The 21483-nt window shown below is 67.2% G+C and carries 19 protein-coding genes; 11 read left to right on the forward strand and 8 right to left on the reverse strand.

Features of this window, described 5'->3' with window-relative positions:
- The first annotated feature begins 74 nt into the window (after positions 1-74).
- Positions 75-509 carry an META domain-containing protein gene (locus EOV43_RS12500; RefSeq protein WP_128221585.1) on the forward strand — a complete coding sequence of 145 codons (435 nt, stop codon included), beginning with the start codon at positions 75-77 and terminating at the stop codon, positions 507-509.
- An 11-nt stretch (positions 510-520) separates the two neighbouring features.
- Here the strand turns inward: EOV43_RS12500 and EOV43_RS12505 are convergent, their stop codons facing one another.
- On the reverse strand, positions 521-2419 hold the full coding sequence (locus EOV43_RS12505; protein ID WP_128221586.1) for a hypothetical protein: 1899 nt from the start codon (positions 2417-2419) through the stop codon (positions 521-523).
- Between the two features lie 253 nt (positions 2420-2672).
- Here EOV43_RS12505 and EOV43_RS12510 point away from each other — a divergent pair, with 253 nt between their 5' ends.
- Positions 2673-4814: an MMPL family transporter gene (locus tag EOV43_RS12510; RefSeq protein ID WP_128221587.1), complete on the forward strand. Its 2142-nt coding sequence runs from the start codon at positions 2673-2675 to the stop codon at positions 4812-4814.
- A complete protein-coding gene (locus tag EOV43_RS12515) occupies positions 4814-5032 on the forward strand; it encodes a YgaP family membrane protein (protein WP_277745777.1) in 219 nt (72 codons plus the stop codon). Before EOV43_RS12510 ends, EOV43_RS12515 begins: the two co-directional genes overlap by 1 nt.
- Positions 5033-5034: 2 nt before the next feature.
- Here the strand turns inward: EOV43_RS12515 and EOV43_RS12520 are convergent, their stop codons facing one another.
- Entirely contained in the window at positions 5035-6096 is a 1062-nt protein-coding gene (locus tag EOV43_RS12520) for a DUF2804 domain-containing protein (RefSeq protein ID WP_128221589.1), read from the reverse strand.
- Between the two features lie 432 nt (positions 6097-6528).
- Here EOV43_RS12520 and EOV43_RS12525 point away from each other — a divergent pair, with 432 nt between their 5' ends.
- A complete protein-coding gene (locus EOV43_RS12525) occupies positions 6529-7665 on the forward strand; it encodes a DNA cytosine methyltransferase (RefSeq protein WP_128221590.1) in 1137 nt (378 codons plus the stop codon).
- Between the two features lie 17 nt (positions 7666-7682).
- Positions 7683-8450, forward strand: a complete 768-nt coding sequence (locus EOV43_RS12530; protein WP_128221591.1) for a GIY-YIG nuclease family protein — start codon at positions 7683-7685, stop codon at positions 8448-8450.
- Between the two features lie 332 nt (positions 8451-8782).
- On the opposite strand, the gene EOV43_RS12535 is transcribed toward EOV43_RS12530, so the two are convergent.
- Positions 8783-9238 carry a hypothetical protein gene (locus EOV43_RS12535; protein WP_128221592.1) on the reverse strand — a complete coding sequence of 152 codons (456 nt, stop codon included), beginning with the start codon at positions 9236-9238 and terminating at the stop codon, positions 8783-8785.
- A gap of 79 nt (positions 9239-9317) precedes the next feature.
- On the reverse strand, positions 9318-10502 hold the full coding sequence (locus EOV43_RS12540; protein ID WP_128221593.1) for a PucR family transcriptional regulator: 1185 nt from the start codon (positions 10500-10502) through the stop codon (positions 9318-9320).
- Positions 10503-10693: 191 nt separating this feature from the next.
- On the opposite strand from EOV43_RS12540, the gene EOV43_RS15475 reads away from it, so the two are divergent.
- Together EOV43_RS15475 and EOV43_RS12545 are read left to right on the forward strand one after the other, a co-directional pair.
- Positions 10694-10834 carry a hypothetical protein gene (locus EOV43_RS15475; protein WP_164878668.1) on the forward strand — a complete coding sequence of 47 codons (141 nt, stop codon included), beginning with the start codon at positions 10694-10696 and terminating at the stop codon, positions 10832-10834.
- 204 nt (positions 10835-11038) lie between these two features.
- Positions 11039-11458 carry a hypothetical protein gene (locus EOV43_RS12545; protein ID WP_128221594.1) on the forward strand — a complete coding sequence of 140 codons (420 nt, stop codon included), beginning with the start codon at positions 11039-11041 and terminating at the stop codon, positions 11456-11458.
- A 22-nt stretch (positions 11459-11480) separates the two neighbouring features.
- Here EOV43_RS12545 and EOV43_RS12550 read toward each other — a convergent pair whose 3' ends face one another.
- Positions 11481-11825, reverse strand: a complete 345-nt coding sequence (locus EOV43_RS12550; protein WP_128221595.1) for a VOC family protein — start codon at positions 11823-11825, stop codon at positions 11481-11483.
- A gap of 93 nt (positions 11826-11918) precedes the next feature.
- Here EOV43_RS12550 and EOV43_RS12555 point away from each other — a divergent pair, with 93 nt between their 5' ends.
- Positions 11919-12953 carry a YdcF family protein gene (locus EOV43_RS12555; RefSeq protein ID WP_128221596.1) on the forward strand — a complete coding sequence of 345 codons (1035 nt, stop codon included), beginning with the start codon at positions 11919-11921 and terminating at the stop codon, positions 12951-12953.
- A gap of 23 nt (positions 12954-12976) precedes the next feature.
- On the opposite strand, the gene EOV43_RS12560 is transcribed toward EOV43_RS12555, so the two are convergent.
- Both EOV43_RS12560 and EOV43_RS12565 read right to left on the reverse strand, forming a co-directional pair.
- Entirely contained in the window at positions 12977-13639 is a 663-nt protein-coding gene (locus EOV43_RS12560; protein ID WP_128221597.1) for a SprT-like domain-containing protein, read from the reverse strand.
- Positions 13640-13766: 127 nt separating this feature from the next.
- Positions 13767-15167 carry a dicarboxylate/amino acid:cation symporter gene (locus EOV43_RS12565; protein WP_128221598.1) on the reverse strand — a complete coding sequence of 467 codons (1401 nt, stop codon included), beginning with the start codon at positions 15165-15167 and terminating at the stop codon, positions 13767-13769.
- A 389-nt stretch (positions 15168-15556) separates the two neighbouring features.
- Between EOV43_RS12565 and EOV43_RS12570 the strand changes: the two genes are divergently transcribed.
- From EOV43_RS12570 to EOV43_RS12580, 3 genes are all read left to right on the forward strand, one after another.
- Complete coding sequence (locus tag EOV43_RS12570) at positions 15557-16618, forward strand: hypothetical protein (protein WP_128221599.1); 1062 nt, start codon at positions 15557-15559, stop codon at positions 16616-16618.
- A gap of 356 nt (positions 16619-16974) precedes the next feature.
- Complete coding sequence (locus tag EOV43_RS12575) at positions 16975-17943, forward strand: matrixin family metalloprotease (RefSeq protein WP_128221600.1); 969 nt, start codon at positions 16975-16977, stop codon at positions 17941-17943.
- A gap of 67 nt (positions 17944-18010) precedes the next feature.
- The gene (locus EOV43_RS12580; RefSeq protein ID WP_128221601.1) at positions 18011-18478 is read left to right on the forward strand and encodes a hypothetical protein; all 468 of its coding nucleotides are present in this window, start codon (positions 18011-18013) and stop codon (positions 18476-18478) included.
- 176 nt (positions 18479-18654) lie between these two features.
- On the opposite strand, the gene EOV43_RS12585 is transcribed toward EOV43_RS12580, so the two are convergent.
- Positions 18655-21465 carry a vitamin B12-dependent ribonucleotide reductase gene (locus EOV43_RS12585; RefSeq protein ID WP_239022317.1) on the reverse strand — a complete coding sequence of 937 codons (2811 nt, stop codon included), beginning with the start codon at positions 21463-21465 and terminating at the stop codon, positions 18655-18657.
- Positions 21466-21483: the final 18 nt, after the last annotated feature.

Here is a 21483-nt window from a genome sequence, read left to right on the forward strand (position 1 = left end):
TGACCTCCTCCCCACTATGGTGGTGCCACGCTCGCGCAAAGACGCGCGGCCCTGCACTTCCCGGAGGCTCATCCATGCAACTCGTCCGTCGTACCGCCAGCGCCCTCACCGTCCTCGCCCTCGGATTCGGGCTGACGGCATGTGCCGACGACGACAACCGTTCACCCGAGGCCCTCGAAGGCAACTGGGTCCTGGTTGAGTTCGACGAGGCAGACCTCCCGGCTGCCCCCGGCGTGACCACGACGATCACCCTCGAGGGCGGCAAGATGACCGGCAACGGCGGCGTCAACACCCTCAACGGGACCTATGACGCCCCGGAGGACGGCAAGGTCTCCTTCAGCCCTGTGGCCAGCACGAAGATGGCTGGCGAGCCTGCCGCCCAGGCGCAGGAGGAGCGGTTCCTGAGCGAGCTCGCCAAGGTCGTGAACTTCGAGATCGACGACGAGGACGGCGAGCTCGAGCTCAAGGACGACAAGGACAACACGCTGGTGGTGCTCACCCAGCAGTGAGTCGGGGCGTCCTACGTCAGGACGTTCCGGCGGTGACGGACCGCCGTGACGCCCCCGGCCCCCAGGAGCCCGAGCGAGGAGACACCGACGATGCCGGCTGCGGTCGTGCGAGCGCGACGGTCTTCCGCGCAGGTGGCTGCGGCGGCAGCCTGGGCCTGCTGCTCGGCGGCCCGCTCCCGGGCGATGCGGGCCTGTTCCTCAGCGGCTGCTTGTTCCTGAGCCGCGACGGCTGCGTCACGTGACTCCTTGGCCCTGGCCCGGGCTGCCTGTGCCTTGCTCAGTCTCTTCTCCGCACGGGCCACCTTCTTCGTCGCTGCTGTCTGCTGGGCCTTGGCGCTGGCGACGGCGGTCTTTCCCGCAGCGGTGATCTGCGCGCTCGCTGCCTTGGCCCGATCGTTGGCCGTCTGGGCGGCGACCACCGCACGGTTGGCCTCGACGAGGGCGGCGTCGGCCTGACGCTTGGGTTCCTGGGCCTGTTCGTAGGCGACGCGTGCCTTGTCTACCTCGTCGTCCCAGTAGGTGTCGGTGGGGTCGAGGCCGGCGTACTTGTCGCGTTCCTTCTCCGCGGCCCGGAGCATGCCGAGTTCCCATTCCCCGGCGTCGGCCACGTTCTGCACCTGCTCGGCGGCGGCGCTCTGGGCGGCGCGGGCGGAGGTCAGTGCTGACGCGGTACGTGTCACCTCGGCCTCGGCCGCAGCCAGGGCTGTCTTGTCGACCCCGGCCTTCGTGACCACCGCGCTGGCGGCGGTCAGTGCGGAGCGGGCGGAGGCCAGTGCCTTCTCCCGAGCCGCGACCTTGGCATCGGCCTTGGCGAGTGCTGCGTCGGCTTCGGCGAGCTGGGCGGCGAGGTCCGCGTCGGTCGGGGGCGAGGGCACCGTCTCCGCCACGGGCGACGGCGGCTGTGCTTGGCTCGACGACGCCTCCTGGGCGCCCATCCTCGTCACGGGCGGCGCGCAGTTGTCGGCACTCGCAACGGGCACGGTGAGCAGACCGACGGTTCCGGCACCGGCCACGGCCCCCAGCGCGAGCAGGACCACGGCGGTGGCCGGGACCCGACGACGCGGCTTCTCCTGCTGCGCGGACGGGGCGCTCGGCCCCCAGATCGCGTCAGCCGAGGGAGTCCCTCGCGGCGGGGTGGAGGTCGGGCCGGGGGCCGGACCCGAACCAGTGGCCGCGAACGGCCCAGCGGTGGGAAGCGGCGGCGGGACGGGCGGAGCCAGCGAGGAGCTCCACACGACGGGAGGCGGCTCGTACGGATCTGACGACTCCCCGGAGGGGAATGCGGGGCGCCCCGGGGGCGGCGAACTGAACTCGCCGAACGACGGCTGGACCCACGGGCCGGCGTCGAGGTCGGCGGGGGCGCTGGGAGTCGAGGCAGCGTCGTCGGGTTCCGGGAACGAGAACGGATCGACCGGCGGCGGTGACGACGTCTCCGGAGGGCCATCTGCGCGCGTCTGGTCTGCGTCCGAGGAAGGACTCCAGATGGGGTCGGACACGTCAGCGGAACTCGCGTGGTCGGGCACGGCGGGAGTGTGCTCGGGCCACCAGAAGTCCTCCGGCCGTTCCCCCGACGTGGCCGGCCCCTCAGCAATGCCCATGAACGGGACGAGGCGCAGCGGGACTCCATGCGGCAGGTCGCCGTCCCAGACGTCGTCGGATCCGTTCGGGTCGGGTTCGGAGGCGGCTCCGGGGCCGTGGGCGGGGAGTTCGACGGTGGCGGGTTCCCACTCGGGGTGGTCGAACTCGGTGAAGTACTCCGCCGCGTCCTCTTCGACGGGAGCGACGAACGGAGTCTGACTGTCCAGCAGCGAGTCCAGCGAGACCACGCGGTCCTTCGCGGTCGCGCCGCACTCGACACAGAACGCCTGGAGTGCTTCCAGCTCACTTCCGCAGGACGCACACGACTCCATCAGACTCCCCCTCCGACGTCCCCGCACGCGGTGGGATGCCCCAGGCGTCTCACCCAAGCGCGTGGGCAGATGTGCCCATCAGTGTGCAGGAGGAGAGGGGCGAACAACACCCCCAGAGATAGGCATTTCCTTACGCACCCGAGCGTGACATGGGGCAGATCTCCGTGACGAAGTGGAACCCCCTGGGGGGTTATGGTTTCCTGATGCAACAACCCCCCAGGGGGTTCCACGTCGTCGACACGAGAGAGCACCGATGTCCCTCAGCACTACCGATCCCGACGCCGGACGGACCCACGGCCCGCTGGGCCGTCTGGGCGTCTTCGTCACCGAACACCGCCGACTCGTCGCCCTGCTGTGGGTGGCCGTCGTCGTCGCCCTGGGCGTCTTCGCGCCACAGGTCGAGAAGAACCTGTCCGGCGCCGGCTGGCAGGCCGACGGCTCCGAGTCCGTCGCAGCCCGCGAACTGGCCCGGGAACACTTCGACGGCAACACCTCCTCCGCAATCCAGGTGGTGGTCCACTCCGTCGCCGCCCCGCTCACCTCCGGCGACGGTCCCCGCGTCCTTGCCGACGTGAAGGCACTCCTGGAGGACGAGTCGCGGATCTCCACCGTGATCGACCCCGTCCCCGGCGCCACCCTCAGCCAGGACGGCCACACCGCCGTGCTGATCGCCGGTGCCGGCGTCGACACCAACGAGATGGTCCGCGTCGCCACTGACGTCAAGGAAGAGCTCGCCGATCTCGGCACCGCGAGCGTCTCGGTGAACCCGACCGGCGCGTCCCTGCTGTGGTCGGACTTCAACGACGCCAACCTCTCCGCGATGCTGAAGTCGGAGATGATGAGCTGGCCCATCACTCTGGGCATCCTCGTCCTGGCGTTCGGCGCCCTGGTCGCCGCCGGCCTCCCCCTGATCCTCACCATCGCCGGCCTCGTCGCGTCAGCAGGTTCGCTGGTGCTGCTCAACGAGATCGTGCCGATCTCGATCTGGGCGATGAACTTCGCGATGATGTTCGCCCTCGCGCTCGGCATCGACTACGCCCTGTTCATGGTGATGCGCTACCGCGCAGCCCGCTGGGGCGCCGGACACTCGAAGCAGCAGTCGGTTGCCGAGATGATGGACACCGCCGGCAAGGCGGTGCTGCTCTCCGGCGTCACCGTGCTGGTCTCGCTCTCGGCAGTGATGCTGGTTCCGTCGCCGTCGTTCCGTTCCATGGCCGGCGGCATCATGATCGCGGTGGTGTTCATCCTCGTCGCGACCCTCACGCTGCTGCCGTTGGTGGTGTTCGGCCTCGACCACCGCATCAACAAGGTGGCCCTGCCGTGGTCGCGTCCCGGCGCCGTCGAATCGCCGCGGTTCCGCGCCTGGGGTGAACACCTCTGGCGACGTCCCGTCGTCTGGGGCCTGGGGGCGCTGGTGCTGCTTCTCGTCCTCGCCGCTCCCGTGCTGGGGCTGAAGACCGCGATGCCGTCGATCAAGGTGCTGCCTGAGGACGCCTCAGCCCGCATCGGCTACGACATCGTCAAGGAGCAGTTCGGTGACGGCGCTCCCGGCACCTTGCTCGTCGTCGCGGACGCCACCGACGCCGACGCCACCGCCGCTGGCCTCACCGCTGACCCGGGCGTCCTGGCTGCCATGCCCGCGATGCCGGCCGCCGACGGATCCGACGTGGTGCTGATCCAGGCCGTCCCCACGGTCGACCCGTCCGACCCTGCCCTCAGCGCGACCGTCGACCGGTTGCGTGCCGACCTCCCCGGCTCCGCCCTCGTCGGCGGCGCCGCTGTGGAGAACCTCGACCTCAAGACCCAGCTGGACGACTCCACGCCACTGGTGATCGCAGTGGTGCTCGTCCTCGGCTTCGTGCTCCTGCTGGTTGCCCTGCAGGCACCACTGATCTCGTTGCTGGGCACCCTGGCCAGCCTGCTCTCGACGGCTGCCGCGTTCGGTGTCGCGAAGTTGGTCTTCCAGGACGGTCATCTGGCCGGTTTCTTCGGCTTCGAGTCCCAAGGATTCCTGGACGCGTGGGCTCCGGTCTTCTTCTTCGCGATGATCTTCGCGATCGCGATGGACTACACCGTGTTTCTGTTGGCCTCCGCGAAGGAGCACTACGAGCGGACCGGTGACCCGCAGCAGGCCATGGTGGGCGCGCTCGCGTCGTCGGGTCGGGTGATCTTCGCGGCCGGCGCAGTGATGGTGGCGGTCTTCTTCACCTTCGCCATCTCCGGCCCGATTCCGCCCAAGGAGATGGGCATCGTGCTCGGTGTGGCGGTCCTGCTCGACGCGTTCCTGGTGCGCCTGGTGCTGCTGCCGGTCGCGTTGCGTCTGACCGGTCGGGCCGCCTGGTGGACCCCGGCGTGGCTCACGCGCATCCTGCCCGCCATCACCTTCTCGCACTGATGAAAGAGGACGTCATGAATCTGGATCGAGCCGTGATGGCGATGGCCGGCACCGTGGTGCTGGTGAGCGTGCTGCTGGTCGCGCTCGTCTCGACGTGGTGGCTGCTGCTCACCGCGTTCGTCGGACTCAACCTGCTGCAGGCGTCGTTCACCGGGTTCTGCCCGGCCGCGATCGTGTTCCGCACGCTCGGCGTGAGCGAGGGGTGCGCCTTCCGCTGACGTCACCAGCGGTTGTGGACGTCCTCGGCCCACCCGACGAGGTCACGCACCTGGCGCCACTCACGGGTTCCGTCGGGCAGTGCGAAGCGGGCACGGCCGCACCAGTGGCCGAAGACCTGGACGGTGTCGTTGCCCAGGACCTTGAGGTCGAGGTGGGACTCCTTGACGTGGAACGGCATCAGGGTGAGGTCGAGGTCGTCACCGGTGACGCGCCAGGGCGCGCGCGGGTCAGCGAGGTCGTAGCGCCAGTCGAGCTCCTGGCTGATCTTGGTCAGGCGACCGTCGAGGTAGAGCGAGTTCTCGACGCTGCCGGTGCCCTCGGTCCACTTCCCGCCCACTTGGATGCCGACCGTGTGGCCGTCGACGGTTCCGGAGCCTGCGCCCCAGTTCCAGGTGATGTCGTGGGGCCAGCGGCCGCGCCCGTGGTCGAGGGTCGCCCACGACTCCCCCGGCACGACGTCGTGGATGGTTCCGTCGACGGCGATGGTGCCGGTGGCGGGTCGGCAGACGTCCTTGACGGTGTACTGGAAGAGCCGCTCTGTCCACGGCACGACGACGGCGAGCGACTCGTGGCGCTGGCCACCGGGATGCTGGCCGTCGTCGAACACGGGGCGGTGAGCCAGGACGTCGACAGTGACGCGGTCGGTGCGGACCCGGATCCGGGTGGCTTCACGACCGTCGTCGTCGAAGGTCTCGGTGACGTCGGCGTCCAGGTGACGGGTCCGCAGGGCGGCGCCGCCGCGACCGAGCGTCCCGGGCAGGCTCACGCCGAGGCCGAACGGCGTGGTCGCCTCACGCAGGATCGTCTCGCCGGCGGCGCGATCGAGGACCCAGAGGCTGTTGACGCCGGCGTAGTCGAGGTGCGAGATCACCAACGCCACGACGTGCGTGGGCGTGGTGACGGCCCAGTACTCCCACCGCTTGGTGCGGCCCTTGCCGACGAGGCCTCGGCCGATTCCCGACGTGTCAATGAGCGGCTGACGTGCCCAGCCCACGGCATCGGGGTTGAGCCGGCCGTCGGGCCGGGTCAGGGAAAGGCGGGTGGTGAGTTCACGTTCGATCATGGTGAGTGCCTTCGGTGAAATGATGTAGTCAACAACCACGTCGGTCGAGAGGTGCCATCTGCCCGCAGTCCGTCAGCGACCCAGGGTAGGCGCGGTACGAGACGTTGTCGCTCTGTTGCCGCGTGCTCCCAATCGGATTCAGAAGAGCCCCGCTGACCAGTCCGGCGCCGGTAGGCCGTGACATTCTCCCGGCTTCAACATCCCACACGCGCAGGAGGGTTCACCTCCCACTGCACGCGGCATCAGCAACCGTTGTATTTCGGCCTCGCACAACGCAGGCACCATAGAACCCGAGGCTCGAACGAGCCCGGCTCAACCAACTGGGGCCAAGCCTCGACTGTTGTCCCGAGAGACTGGGAGATGCCTCGCAGACGACCGCCAGCCAGGCACGCGGCCAACTCAAATGTCGGTGCTTCCCCGTACGATTCGAGCATGAGCATCACCGCGGAGACGGCCACCGAAGCACCCCGAGCACTTGAGTTCTTTGCAGGTATCGGCCTGGCACGCATGGGTCTTGAGAAGGCAGGGTTCGAGGTCGCGTGGGCCAACGACTACGAGCCTAGCAAGATGGCCATGTACGACGCTCAGTTCGGTGTCTCACATCACAAATACGCACTGGGCGACGTATCCGCAGTCAAAGCCGAGGACCTTCCCAAAGGGACGTCTCTCGCCTGGGCATCGTCCCCATGCACCGACCTCTCCCTGGCTGGCGGGCGGGCCGGCCTCAACGGACAGCAGTCGGGGACTTTCTGGCACTTCGTGCGACTCCTCAAGGAACTCGGGGAACAGCGTCCGCCCGTAGCCGTTCTCGAAAACGTCGTCGGACTCGCAACCTCCCACAACGGCGAAGATTTGAGGGCCGCAGTGAGGGCCTTCAACGAACTCGGCTATTCCGTGGATGTACTAGCAATTAATGCCCGACATTTCCTGCCCCAATCCCGGCCTCGCATCTTCCTCGTTGCCGCCCAGACACCGCCAGAGAGCTGCGGCGGACCCCAAGAATCGGAACTGCGTCCCGCATGGCTGCGCTGGGTCCATGCCGACCCTGAACTAGTCACCCATCGCGCTCCGCTCCCGGACCTTCCGAAGATTCGAACGGAAGGCTTGGGCCAACTGGTGGAGACAATGTCCCCCCATGACGAGCGCTGGTGGGACAGCGAACGTACGGACGCCTTCACCGAGTCTCTCTCTCCCACCCAGCGTGAGCGTGTGGACACGCTGATATCTTCCGAAACGGTGCGCTTTCGGACTGCCTACCGACGGACCCGCCACGGCAAGCCTGTTTGGGAGGTGAGAGCCGACGACATCTCGGGATGTCTCCGCACTGCCCGCGGAGGATCGTCCAAGCAGGCAGTCGTCCGACTTGGCCGGAATAAACTCCAGGTCCGCTGGATGACTCCACTAGAGTACGCCCGCCTTATGGGTGCCGGGGACTATAATCTCTCGAAGGTCCGAAATAACCAGGCGCTTTTCGGCTTTGGTGACGCCGTCGCCGTACCTGCGGTCACCTGGCTTGCCGAGAACTATTTAACACCCCTCGTCAAGCAGGCACAGCACTTCGACAAATAACGAAAAGGTAGGATCCAATGGGAAGTCGCGGCATCGCAAGTTACAGCGATCCAGAATCCAGGCCGCCCGCAAAAAAATCACTACCCACGCGTTTCGTCCGCGGATTTCGCGAACTCCTTTCCGAGGCACTCGATACGGTAGATCGAGACTCAGGAGTAAAGCTAGGCAAATGCATCGGCGTCTATGCTTTTTACGATTATGACGGGGAACCTATCTACGTAGGACAAACTACCGAAGACTTTGCCACGCGAGTTGGCCGACACCTTCGCGGGCAGCGTTCCGATACTTTGGCTTATCGAATCCTCGACCCCTTTGAGGTCGCCAAGGTGCAACTTTTCCCCGTCGAGAATTACCGCCGACTCCCTGCCATCGAGCGGCGTTCGCGTGTCGATGCACTGGAGTACTCCGTTTACGTTCAGGCGATCAAAGACTCTAAATACAGGGCAATCCTCAACGAGAAGATCCCCCCAATCTCCCCTACCGTTGAACTGCCCGAGTCATACTCGTTCAGCCTGGTGCCTGAGGAGATGCGCGAAGACCGTGAGCACCCGGACGTTCGAATCGCAAGGCGCGCCGAAACCCTCGCGCGCGTAGCCGCTGTCGCCCACGAACGCGGGGAAGTGTCCGCAGGACTCCGGCGCGTCGTCGTCATTCAGGCCATCCGACTGGCAGACCTCGCAGCAGCACGCCTGGCTTATGTCGAAGGGCGCCGGAGAGCTCCGGCAGATGCCATCGATACCACCGCATTGGTCGGCAACGTCTTCCACGACGGGTTCGACGACTAGAGCCAGAAACAGTTTGCCCTCCCGGCGATCCGTCTTGTTTCGAGCCATCGAGATGACGGATATCCGGGAGGGCGATTTGCTCGGAACTCAGTGAAGTGCTTCGGGAGCGAAGCCATCCAACCCGAGTGGGAATCCGGACCACTAGGGCACCAATATTATGCCCCCATTATGACTTAAACTCGGGACTCCTAAACCGACCCACCCGAGGACTCGAGGTCAAATTCAGACCTCTCTCGCGTGCAAGTTGCCGTGCTGTGTTTCATTAATTCCACGGCTTTGCGAGGCCAATCCCGCCCTCTCTGCAGCAGAGAAGAAGGCGTCGGAATCCTGTTTCAATGCGACCAGGTTCCACCCACCTCCAGAGCCAAGAAATCAGGAAGATCAAAGGCGTCGATATTCAGACTTCTGGCTGCTCCAATCATTCGCCTGTACAAGTCCGAAAATTCTTCAGTACTCAAGGCATCGAGATAGCTTCCCCAAGCCCCGTCATGCTTGGCACCATTGACACGCGACATGTCGAGATTCGCCATCTTCGCCAAGATGCTTGAACGAGGGCGTCCTCCCAGCTTCGCCAACTGCGGCACAGGGGTGGGCGCAGCGTGCGCGGTGCTTCCCCCATAACTGCGATGATTTACCACCTTGCTTGCAAAGTAGGCCGCCAGTGTCTCAACGGGGACGAAGGCTTTCTGCCGCTTGCCCGGGTCAGGTGCCGGACGAGACAGGACTTGACGCCAGCCTTCACGCAACTCAAAAGAGGTCGGGTGGGTCAGTTCGCGGGGGAGTTTCACCATTAAACCCTACGAGAGCAACTGAATTCGCTGTTCACCGCAGGCCACCAGGGAACCAGAGCGGCCGCTACCTCGCACCCTACTCGCTCGCGTCCCGCTGCTCTGCCCCGAACGCCAACATCGCCCCCACCAACGACACCGCCTGCCGCGAGTCGGTCGGGTCCACGCCGATGGCCTCGGCAACCCGCTGCAGGCGGTAGTCGACGGTGTTGGGGTGCACGTGGAGACGCTGCGCGGTGGCGCGTCGATCCTGACCGGTGCGGAGGAACATCCGCAGTGTCTCCAACAGGTCGGGGCGGGCTGCGAGCGGCGCGACGGTCTGGGCGAGCAGCGTCCGGGCCGGTCCGGGACGCGTCATCTGGTACTCGATCGCGACGTCCTCGACCCGGTAGATCCCGGGCTCGCGCCCCAACTGCAGCACCAGGTCGAGCAGTTCGGCAGAGAGTTCAGTGGCATCGACAACCGTCGCGCTCCCGGTCGGCACCACAGCGGCGTGCAACCCGACTCCGACACCCGCCGCGCTCTCGAGGCGAGCCATCTTGCCCGGTACCCGGTCGCACGCCGCCTTGAGGTTTCCGTCGCGCACCAGCAGCACCAGCACACCGCCTTCGCGGGTCACCGATCCCAGGACGTCGTCGCTCATCCCCCGCAGCACCCGTCGCAGCCGGCGCAGCTTGCGTCGCAACGCGATCTCACCGGTGAGGCCATCGGCCTCCTCGTCAGGCAGACGCCCGGTAGCGAACCGGACCACGACGTGCGCCGGAGCGACGTCGGTCGGGTCGGGGTCACCGTCGAGCAGGCGCCGCAACCGGTCCGCAGACAGGTCGGCGTCGACGTCACTGATCGCCACCCGTTCAGCCATGTACCGCTCGGCGACGATGTCGCACGCGATCCCGGTGAACCGCATCACCAGCACGCACGCGTCCATCACGCCCTGGGCGTCGTCGGGTCCGCAGAACTGGCGCAGGTCTTCCATCACCAGCCGCGACGCCGTGTGGTAGGCCGTGAGCACCGAGGACAGGGGCAGGCCTTCCTCGGCACGCCGTGCGGCGGACTCCCCGAGGTCGAGCCACTCGTCCTCCGAGGGGAGGTCTCCGGTCTGCAGCGTCGTGAGGAAGAGGTCGATGCCGAGTCGGATCGCCCGGACGATGTCCTCGGTCAGGGCTTCACGCGGCATCTGCTCGTAGGTCACGATCTCCTCGGCCAGCCCCGCCAGAACCGTCTCGACCAGAAGGCCCTTGCGTTCCGCGATCCGCGCTGACAACGGCCTTCCGCCCAACGATATCTGCGGCCCCAGACGTGTTTGTGAAGCAGTCACAACTCACCTTCCAGAACTCTGGACCACGGCACATGGCGCCGTAGCCCTTCTCCGCATGACGATAGGTACATCAGCAACGGTCATGCAGACCGTTTCGCAACGATTCGATCGCCACGGCGATCAGGAGCGGGGTCATCGTGGACACCAGCACACTCCTCCACCGGATCACCTCCACTCCGCTCGGCGTACTGCTGAGTTCCTTCCTCTCCCTCTTCGGCGTCGTGATCTCCCCGGCGCCCGCGACGGCCGGGTCCTCCCGACGCCCTGCGGTCACCTGACCGCTTCCACGATCAGCCCACGCGTGGTCCCACCCCCATTGGGACGACGCGGTCGGTCAGGGCGCGGGGCCCAGACCGACAGGGCGAGGCCCTCGGGCCTCCCGGGACGGTCGGACGCAACGCCGTGGTGAGCACGCGCCCGACCGTCCCCTCATCTTCTTCTCCCCCAGGACCATTCCGCTGCAGTTCAGACCAGGAGGCGCCGTGCACGTTCTCGAGATCGACGGCCACCGCTACTCGGTGGACCACACCGCACCGCGTCTGGTGATGCTCTCGATCATCGCCACCACCCAACGAGCCGTGCTCGACGGCATCATCGACGGCAGTGGCGCCCCGCTCGGCGAGGAGTTCCTGACGGTTCTCGACGACCAGCACGCCCAAGTGCACCGACTCACGGCGGGTGCCTGCTCGTGCGGCCTCGTCACCGAAGACATCCGTGGCTTCGGAGGACACCGGGACTTCGACGGCGTCGAGCCCGCAGCGACCTACATCGCGGCCGACCACGACGGCTGGTGGGCGATGGCGTGCCAGGCCTGCCGTACGAGCACCCGCGCCCTGGACCGACGCGACGCCCAGCGGCTGGTGCACCACCACGTGTGTGAGTGGGACCTGGACCGCTTCTGACCCGTCGTCCCGAGGTGGCCTGTCACCCCGGGACGACGCAGAACTCGTTCCCGTCGACGTCGGCGAACACCGTCCACCGGAAGCCTCCAGGCTCGCCTCGCTCCGCAACCACGCGGGCGCCGAGGGCAAGCAGACGCTCGGTCTCGACGGCGAGGTCCTCGGCGACCAGGTCCAGGTGGACGCGTCCCCCGGGCATCGGGTTCTCGACCTTCTGCACCGCCACCCCCGGCCCGGTCGGGAGATTGACCTTCACGAACCATCCGCCGTACGGATCCTCGACGGTCCCTCCCAGGACCTCGGCCCACCAGGCAGCCAACGCGATCGCGTCGGTGCTGTTGATCGTGACGTGTCCGATGTCCAAGCTCATCCCCCGACGCTAACCGCATGGGCGCCACGCCCGTCGCACCCGTTCTGCTGCGCTCCCGGGCGCTCCACCCCGTGGGGATGATTGGATCGCTGCATGTGGCACATCTGGGTGGTCTTCGCCGTCGGCGTCGGGCTCATGGCGTTCGGAGTGTTCCGGTTCGCTCGTGATCGGCGCCGGCTCTCCAACACGGCACTGGTGCTCGTCGGCGCGACGATCGCGTTGCCGATGCTCATGCTCAACACCGCCAACCCCGACGGCAGCGCCCGCACCTGGCACGTCCTGCTGATCTTCGCGGTGGTGGGCCTGTACTTCATCGGCTACCCGCTGCTGACACTGTTCCTGCTGGTCAACGGTGTCACGATGCTGCGCAAGGAACGCCGCTCCCTGGGCAACGCCCTGTCACTGCTGGTGGGCGTCGCCCTGGCCGTCCTGCCGGTGGTGCTGTGGGCGCTGGGCAGCATCGACACCTCCAGCAAGTTCGACGTCGTCTTCACCGCCCTGGTGCTGGTGATCTTCGGGGTCGGCTCCTACCTCGGCTTCTGCTTCGTCGTCTTCCTGGCGTCCGCGATCGCGTACCGACGGGTGCCGCGGCGCACCGACGCCGGTCACGTCATCGTCCTGGGATCAGGGCTGATCGGTTCGCGGGTCCCGCCGTTGCTGGCCTCTCGGCTGCGGACCGGCCAGAAGGTCGCCGACGCGCAGACCCCGCCTGCGGTGATCATCCCGAGCGGTGGTCAGGGCGCCGACGAGGACACCTCCGAAGGTGCCGCGATGGCTGCGTGGCTGCAGGAGAACGGCACCCCCGCCGAACGGATCCTCGTCGAGGACCGGGCCCGCACCACCCGGGAGAACCTGGAGTTCTCCCGAGCCTTGCTGCCCTCCCCCAGCACCCCGACGATCGTGGTGACCACCAGCTACCACGTCTTCCGGGCTGCACTGTTGACCAAGCGGCTGCGGATGCCGGCCGTCGTCGTGGGAGCACCGACCGCGTCGTACTACGTCCCGAGCGCGTTCCTGCGCGAATGGGTTGCGGTCATGCGGGAGAACGCCCTGATGCACGTCGTCCTGGTGGCACTGGGGACACTGATGGTTGCCGCTGGCGCCGTGGTGTCGCTCATGCCGTTCTGAGCGGCGTCCTCTGACCTCGGACCTCAGGCCGGCACTGCGCCCGCGTGCGGCACCCGGTACAGGCTCCCCCGGATCCGTACGACGTAGTTGATCGCCGTGCGCTTGGTGACGGTGGCGACGACGCCGTCGAACCTGCCCGGCACGACGATCCGGACCTTCGCGCCCACACCGACGAGCACCGCGGGACGTCCCTCCCGTAGACGCGCCACCTCCAGGACGTAGGAGGCAGGCATTTCGCCCGGCCGACCGTGGTGGGTCCAGGTGAAGACGTGGGCGGGGTCGAACCCGCGAGCGCACTGCCGGCAGGAGACGACGCGCTGCGGGGCCCGGTGACGTTGGACGGTGTGCCCGGCGGCGCAGGTTCCTTGCCAGGCCCCCGGCACCTGAGGTGCTGCTGAATCGACGCAGCGTTCACCGTTGCTGCCGATCCGCAACGCCGTCCGGCGCCAGACCGCGGAGTGCCCCTCACCGGGCGTCAGCGCGTGCGCGATCTCGTGCAGGACGGTCTCGCGGACCTCGGCCTCGTCGTGCAGCTTCGCCAGCGGAGCCGACAACGAGATGGTGCGTTCGCGGTAGGAGCACTTCCCGGCCCGACGCACTGCCCGGTCGAACACGAACGACCAGCCACTCAGGCCGTGCTGCTCCATCAACTCCTCGGCCATGCGCCGGACGTCCGTCAACTCCACGCGGAGGATTCCAACACCTCGCGCCGACACCTTTGCAACCGCCCGCGGGGCACCCGGGACACGACGAGGGCCCCACCGCAGTGCGGCAGAGCCCTCGTCCGGGGTTCGCCTGAACGGACGACGTCAATCAGGCAGCGACGGTGGCCGACTCCTCGTCGTCCTCACGCCACGCCTGGCCGTCACGCTTGGCGTCGTAGGCGTCCTGGTCGAGGATGCCCTCACGCTTGGCGACGATCGCGGGGACGACGGTCTGGCCGGCGACGTTGACCGCGGTGCGGCCCATGTCGAGGATCGGGTCGATGGCGAGCAGCAGTCCGACGCCCTCGAGCGGCAGGCCGAGCGTCGACAGCGTCAGGGTCAGCATGACCGTGGCACCGGTGACACCAGCGGTGGCGGCCGAGCCGATGACGGCGACGAACGCGATCAGCAGGTAGTCGGTGAAACCGAGCTCGAGGCCGAAGAACTGGGCCACGAAGATCGCCGAGATCGCCGGGTAGATCGAGGCGCAACCGTCCATCTTGGTGGTCGCACCCAGCGGCACGGCGAACGAGGCGTAGGAGCGCGGGACGCCCAGGTTCTTCTCCGTCACCGACTGGGTGACGGGCATGGTGCCGATCGAGGAACGCGACACGAACGCGAGCTGGATCGCAGGCCAGGCGCCGGAGAACCACTGCTTGATCGAGAGGCCGTTGCTCTTGAGCAGCACCGGGTAGACGACGAACAGCACGATCGCGAGACCGATGTAGATGGCGACGGCGTAGCTGCCGAGCGAGCCCAACGCGTCCCAACCGTAGGTGGCCACGGCGTTGCCGAGCAGGCCCACGGTGGCGATCGGGGCCAGCAGGATGATCCACCACAGGACCTTCTGGACGACCTTGAGCAGCGAACGCACGACGACGAGGAACGGCTCGGCGGCGTCACCGATCTTGAGGGTCGCGATGCCGAAGGCGATCGCCATGACGAGGATCTGCAGCACGTTGAAGCTGAGCGAGATCGATCCGTCGCCACCGGCCGCGGCCTGGATGCCGAGGAAGTTGGCGGGCACGAGGCCCGTGAGGAAGTCGATCCAGGAACCGGTCTTGGACGGCTCGGCCGCCATGTCGGCGGTGACGTCGGTGTTGGCGCCGGGCTGGATGACCAGACCCAGGACGATGCCGATGGCCACGGCGATCAGCGCGGTGATCGCGAACCACAGCAGCGTCTTCCACGCCAGGCGGGCAGCGCCGGTGACCTCACGCAGGTTGGCGATGGAGGCCACGATCGCCAGGAACACCAGCGGCGGGACGATCGCACGCAGCAGGGTCACGAACGTCGAACCGATGGTCGCGAGAGTCTCGGTGAGCCAGTTCGGGTCGACGACGCCGGTCTCGGCGTCCACACCGTCGGCGCCCATCTCGCGGGCCACGAGCCCCAGCACGACGCCGAGGACGAGACCGAGCAGGACCTGGGTGCCGAACGACGGCAAACGACGCCTGCGACGCGGGGCCTCAGCGTCCTTCCCGGTCGTGGGAGCGGGGGCAGAACTCATGGGGGTGCCTTTCGATGACGGCACGACGGGCCCAGATGGCACACGTCGGCCGATGGGTCGACTCAGTGGACGTGCGAGACCGGGGGTACCTCCTTCGAGGAGTCCTCCTACGAGCCTCGCACCAGAAGCCCTCAGCGACAACGGGTGCTGTTGGTACGTCCGAGGTCGACGACGAGGCGGCGCGTCAGCAGCTCGCCTTCGTGTCCCTGGAAGTACGTCACGACTCAACAACACCACCGACGCGCATGACATTCCGAATCCACACTGGCATGGTGCGCGTCACAGCGTGGGCACTGGCTGCACCTCGCCCGGTCCAGACCTTGCTCCCGGCCCGACACGTTCCCGCCACCGAAGGCGTCAGACTCGTGAAGCCGACCCGAGGAGACCACGTGAACCGACTGCCCCGCACCATGTCCGTACTGGCAACTCTCGCCCTCACCGTGCCTGCCCTGGCCAGCACCGGCGCGTGGGCAGCACCTGACGACGGCGTCGCCGCCACGCCCCACCCCGCTGCCCCACGCGGTGGCTGCGCGGTCACCCAGGACGTCGACGCCACCCGAATCACCACCTCCGGCGTCACCCTGAGCAACCCGAAGGTGAAGATCCACGAGCGGGTCACGCACCGCAGCAAGAACCCGAAGAAGAAGGGGTGGCGCACCTTCACCAAGGCCACCGTGACGTGGACGACGACCGGCTCGGCCACCGCGACCACTCGGTACGCCTCAGCGGACTGTGGGGTCGCCGAGCGCAGCGTCGTCGCGTCGGCGAAGCGTTCCGGGAAGGTGTCGTTCACGATCGACGCGCACGCGATCTCGCCGAGCAAGAAGACGTCGCGCAGCGTGTCGCGCAGCCGCGTCGTGGCGAAGGCCAAGAAGTACTCCCTGGGCAAGGCGAAGGTCTTGGTCTCCGACAAGGCACTGCTCAAGGCCCGCACCGACTTCATCGCCACCCTGCCCCGGCGCCCGGTGACCACCGAGTACCAGGCCCCCAAGAAGCTGAGCGCGAAGCAGGCCTGCCCGACGAAGCTGGCCACGAGCGGTACCTCTGACTGGAGGACCACCGATGCTGCAGCCACCGTGGTGCCCCAGTTCGAGACGCCCGCTGCCGTCTGGGTCTGCGCCTACCCCGACGCCGGCGGCACCGTGCAGAGAGTCAAGGTCACCGGGGCCGCCCAGCGTCGTGTGCTGGCCGGGGTCCGCGGGCTCACGACGCCGTCCCCGAGGATGATGACGTCCTGCACCGAGGGATTCCCCACCCGGACACTGATCTCCCTGGTCTCCGCCACCGGCAAGGTCACGGGCATCGTCGTCAACCACCGCGGGTGCGGATCCGTCCAACTGACCGCGTCTCCGGCCCGACAGGTCGCTGGTCTGAAGGACTCCCCCGGCCTGCCGCAGGGCCGGTTCAATGCGCCGGCCACGCTCGGCTGGGCGCTGAGCACCGTGTCCTGAACTGCCCTGAAATGAAGCGACGCCCCGGCCGGAGGGGGGATGGCCGGGGCTGTCGACTTGGGGACGCACCCGCGATCTGGGAGGTATCTCGGGTACGTCATTGACGGTACGGACTGCGCGAGAACGGCCCCACCCCCGTTCAGGGGGATGTTGTGCGACGGCCCGGACGCGGGGACCACCATCACCTGATGCGGGTGGCCCGATCGGGGTGCCCACGTACTCCGTGTCGGACGGGGACGTCTGCGTCCGGACACAAACGGACGGGTGAGAGCCATCTGACTCCGACGATCTCTGGGGATGCTTCCCACCGACCGGTACGGTCGAAAGAAGCCCACCATCCACTCTCGGGAGACCGTGTGCCCCTTCGTCCTGTCCGTTCTGCCCTGGCCGGCTCTGCTGCCCTCGCCACCTCCGTGGCGTGCCTCGCCCTCGCCCCGGCCCCCGCGCTCGGCGCAGGCACCACGTCCTCGCGTGCCACCGCCTCAACGGTGTCGGTGAAGTTGGACCGCGCAACCGCGAAGATCGGCACGAAGGTCGTCCTGCGTGGCTCGGTGAAGGGTGCGTCGAAGGCGAAGCGCAAGGTCTCCCTGCAGACCCGGGACGCGAAGGGCCGCTGGCGCACGCTCGAGTCGCGCCGCACCAAGGCTGACGGTTCGTTCGCGTTCCCGACGCCCACCTGGAACCGCACGCACCCGCTGCGGGTCCGGGCCGCTGCCGCTGGCAAGGTCAAGGTCGGCACCTCGAAGGTCGTGAAGCTGAAGCGCACGATCCCGGCCACCACCGGCGGATCGGCCAAGGCCTGGACCCCTCTGTTTGACGGCATGGTGGCGCGCTGGAACCCCTGCGCTCCGATCACCGTGCGGGCCGACAAGACCAACGCCCCGTCATGGTTCGTGAAGGAACTGAAGTCGGTGCTGGCAGAGAACTCGCTCTACACCGGACTCACCTTCGACTTCGAGGGCACCGGGGCCCGCAAGGATTCCGACATCTACGTCCAGTGGCGTACCGCGAAGAAGATCCCGTCCTTGGCCGGCGACACCTCCGGTGTCACCAGGACGGGCGTGACGCGTCAGGGCGAACTCGTGACTGCGCGCATCTCGCTCGACCTCGCCGACTACTTCTACGGCCGGACGTTCTGGCGTTCGGTGATGCGTCACGAACTCGCGCACGCCGTGGGCCTGGACCACGTCAAGGACTCCAAGCAGCGGATGTACGCCTACACGATCGTGGACGCCCCCAACGCCAAGCGGTGGAGCAAGACGTGGGGGGCCGGTGACGTCGCCGGACTCAAGCGCGTCGGCGCCACCTACGGCTGCATCGGCTGACCGCTTCCCGTCGTCCGGCCCAGCGGAAACGCCGCGCAGCGGGCTCTTCGGCACGTACCGTCCACGCGTGACCGATCAGTCGAACCCCAGCCACGACCCGTACGCCCAGAACCCGCAGCCGGTCGCCCCGTACAACCCGTACGCCGCACCCGCCCAGCCGCCGGTTCCCCAGTACGGGCAGCAGTACGGCCAGCCGATGCCGGGGCAGGCTCCGTACGGCGTCGCGGGGAGCCCCTATGCCCAGTACGCCCACCTCGGCGCGACCGGTGCCGCTGCCGCGCCGACCAGCACCCTGTACCAAGTGGCTGCGATCATCAACTGGGTCGTGCTCGGGCTCTTGGTCGTGGGAACGTGCGGTCTCGGGATCATCGCCGCTGCGTGGTACATCCCCATGACCATCGCCATCCACAAGGGCGCCAAGGACAGGGTCCAGCACACCGCTCTGGCCGTCTGCACGCTCCTCTTCTGCAACATCGTGTCGGGCATCCTCATGCTCTGCGACCAGGGCAACCGCAGCGAGCGGCCCACGTACTGACCCTCAGCGCCGCTGACGCCGGCGTCACTGCGCCCAAAGTGTGCAGTTGCGAGGGTTCAGACCTCGCTCAACGCCCCGAACTGCACACCTTCCGCTCACCCACACAGGTGCAGCAATGCCGAAGGCCCGGCCCCTCACAGGAGGGACCGGGCCTTCAGGCGTTCAGCGGCAGACGATCAGCTGCAGCCGGAGGTGCTTCCGCAACCCTCGCAGACGTGGCAGGAACCAGCGGGACGCATCTTGGTGCCGCAGGTCATGCAGAGCGGGGAGTCGACGGCCGAACCGGTGATCTTCTCGAGCAGCTCGGCGGAGGTGTGCGCCTGACCGACCTTCTCGACGACGACCTTGGGCTCCACGACCTTGGCCTCGAGGACCTCGACCGGAGCGGCCTTGAGGGACTCCAGCTCGGTCTCCTCGGCAACAGGCTCATAGGAACCGGTCTCGAGGTGACGCTGACGCTCGTCGGCCGAGTAGATGCCGAGCATCGAGCGCTCGTCGAACGACATGTAGTCGAGAGCCAGGCGACGGAAGATGTAGTCCATGATCGACTGCGCCATGCGGACGTCCGGGTCATCAGTGAGACCGGCGGGCTCGAAGCGCAGGTTGGTGAACTTCGAGACGTAGGTCTCCAGCGGGACGCCGTACTGCAGGCCGATCGAGACGGCGATCGAGAAGGCGTCCATCACGCCGGACAGGGTCGAGCCCTGCTTGCCGAGCTTGAGGAAGACCTCACCGAGCTGGCCGTCCTCGTGCGCGCCGGAGGTCATGTAACCCTCGGCGCCACCGACGGTGAACGACGTGGTGCGGGAGACGCGCGACTTGGGCAGACGCTTGCGGGTCGGGCGGTAGACGATCTTCTCGACGACCTTGACCGCGGCGTCGTCGGACGCGGCAGCAGCAGCGGCGTCCTTGTCAGCAGCGTCCTTCTTGGCCTTGCCGCCACCGTCAGCCAGGGGCTGGCCGACCTTGCAGTTGTCGCGGTAGACAGCCGTGGCCTTGAGGCCCAGCTTCCACGACTGCATGTAGACGTCCTCGATCTCCTCGACCGTGGCGGTCTCGGGGAGGTTGACGGTCTTGGAGATGGCGCCCGACAGGAACGGCTGAGTGGCAGCCATCATGCGGACGTGACCCATGGGGGCGAGAGCGCGGGCACCCATCGCGGTGTCGAAGACCTCGTAGTGCTCGGTCTTGAGGCCGGGCGCGTCGATGACGTGACCGTGCTCGCCGATGTAGGCCACGATCGCCTCGATCTGCTCCGGCTGGTAGCCGAGGTTCTTGAGAGCACGCGGGATGGTCTGGTTGACGATCTGCATGGAACCGCCGCCGACGAGCTTCTTGAACTTCACCAGGGAGAAGTCGGGCTCGATGCCGGTGGTGTCGCAGTCCATCATGAAGCCGATGGTGCCGGTCGGCGCGAGCACGGAGGCCTGCGCGTTGCGGTAGCCGTTGGTCTCGCCCAGATCGATGCAAGCGTCCCAGGCCTTCTTGGCGGCCTCGAGGACGGCGGTGTCGACGTTGTTGAGGGTCTTGACGTCGTTGTTGGCGTCGCGATGCTTGCGCATGACGCGCTTGTGGGCGTCGGCGTTGCGGGCGTAGCCGGCGTACGGGCCGACGACCTTCGCGAGCTCGGCGGAACGCTTGTAGGAGGTACCGGTCATCAGCGAGGTGATGGCGGCGGCCATCGAGCGGCCACCCTCGGAGTCGTAGCCCAGGCCCATCGCCATGAGCAGGGCGCCGAGGTTGGCGTATCCGATGCCCAGCTGGCGGTAGTCGCGGGTGTTCTTCTCGATGGCCTCGGTGGGGAAGTCACCGAACGCGACGGAGATGTCCATCGCGGTGATGATCAGCTCGACGGCCTTCTCGAAGAGGTCGGTGTCGAAGGTGTCGTCGTCCTTGAGGAACTTGAGCAGGTTCAGCGACGCCAGGTTGCAGGCGGTGTTGTCGAGCGACATGTACTCCGAGCACGGGTTGGACGCGGTGATGCGGCCGGTCTCGGGGTTGGTGTGCCAGTCGTTGATGGTGTCGTCGTACTGCAGACCCGGGTCGGCGCACTCCCAGGCGGCCTTGGAGATCTTGCGGAACAGCGAGCGGGCGTCGACGGTGTCGATGACCTCGCCGGTGTCGCGGGCACGCAGACCGAACTCGGTACCGGCCTCGACGGCCTTCATGAACTCGTCGGTGACGCGGACCGAGTTGTTGGCGTTCTGGTACTGGACCGAGGTGATGTCCTTGCCGCCGAGGTCCATGTCGAAGCCGGCGTCGCGCAGCGCGCGGATCTTGTCCTCCTCGCGCGCCTTGGTCTCGACGAACTCCTCGATGTCCGGGTGGTCGACGTCGAGGACGACCATCTTGGCCGCACGACGCGTGGCGCCGCCCGACTTGATGGTTCCGGCGGACGCGTCAGCGCCACGCATGAAGGAGACGGGGCCCGACGCGGTGCCGCCCGAGGAGAGGAGCTCCTTGGAGGAACGGATGCGGGAGAGGTTCAGGCCTGCGCCCGAACCGCCCTTGAAGATGAAGCCCTCTTCCTTGTACCAGTTGAGGATCGAGTCCATCGAGTCGTCGACCGACAGGATGAAGCAGGCCGAGACCTGCTGCGGCGACGAGGTGCCGACGTTGAACCACACCGGGGAGTTGAAGGAGAAGTACTGGTTGACGAGGAGCCAGGTCAGCTCCTCCTCGAAGATCTGCGCGTCAGCGGCGGAGGCGAAGTACGCGTGGTCGAGTCCGGCCTTGGCGTAGGTCTTCACGATCCGGTCGATGAGCTGCTTGAGGCTCTGCTCGCGCTCGGCGCTGCCCACGGCACCACGGAAGTACTTGGTGGTGACGATGGTGGAGGCGTTGACGCTCCAGAAGTCGGGGTACTCGACGCCGCGCTGCTCGAAGACGGTCTCGCCGGTCTTCCAGTTGGTCTGGACGACGTCGCGGCGCTCCCAGGTGATGGCGTCGTACGGGTGGACGCCCTCGGTGCTGAAGACACGCTTCATCTTCAGTCCGCCCTTGTT

The organism is Nocardioides yefusunii (assembly GCF_004014875.1).
GTDB classification, from domain to species: domain Bacteria; phylum Actinomycetota; class Actinomycetes; order Propionibacteriales; family Nocardioidaceae; genus Nocardioides; species Nocardioides yefusunii.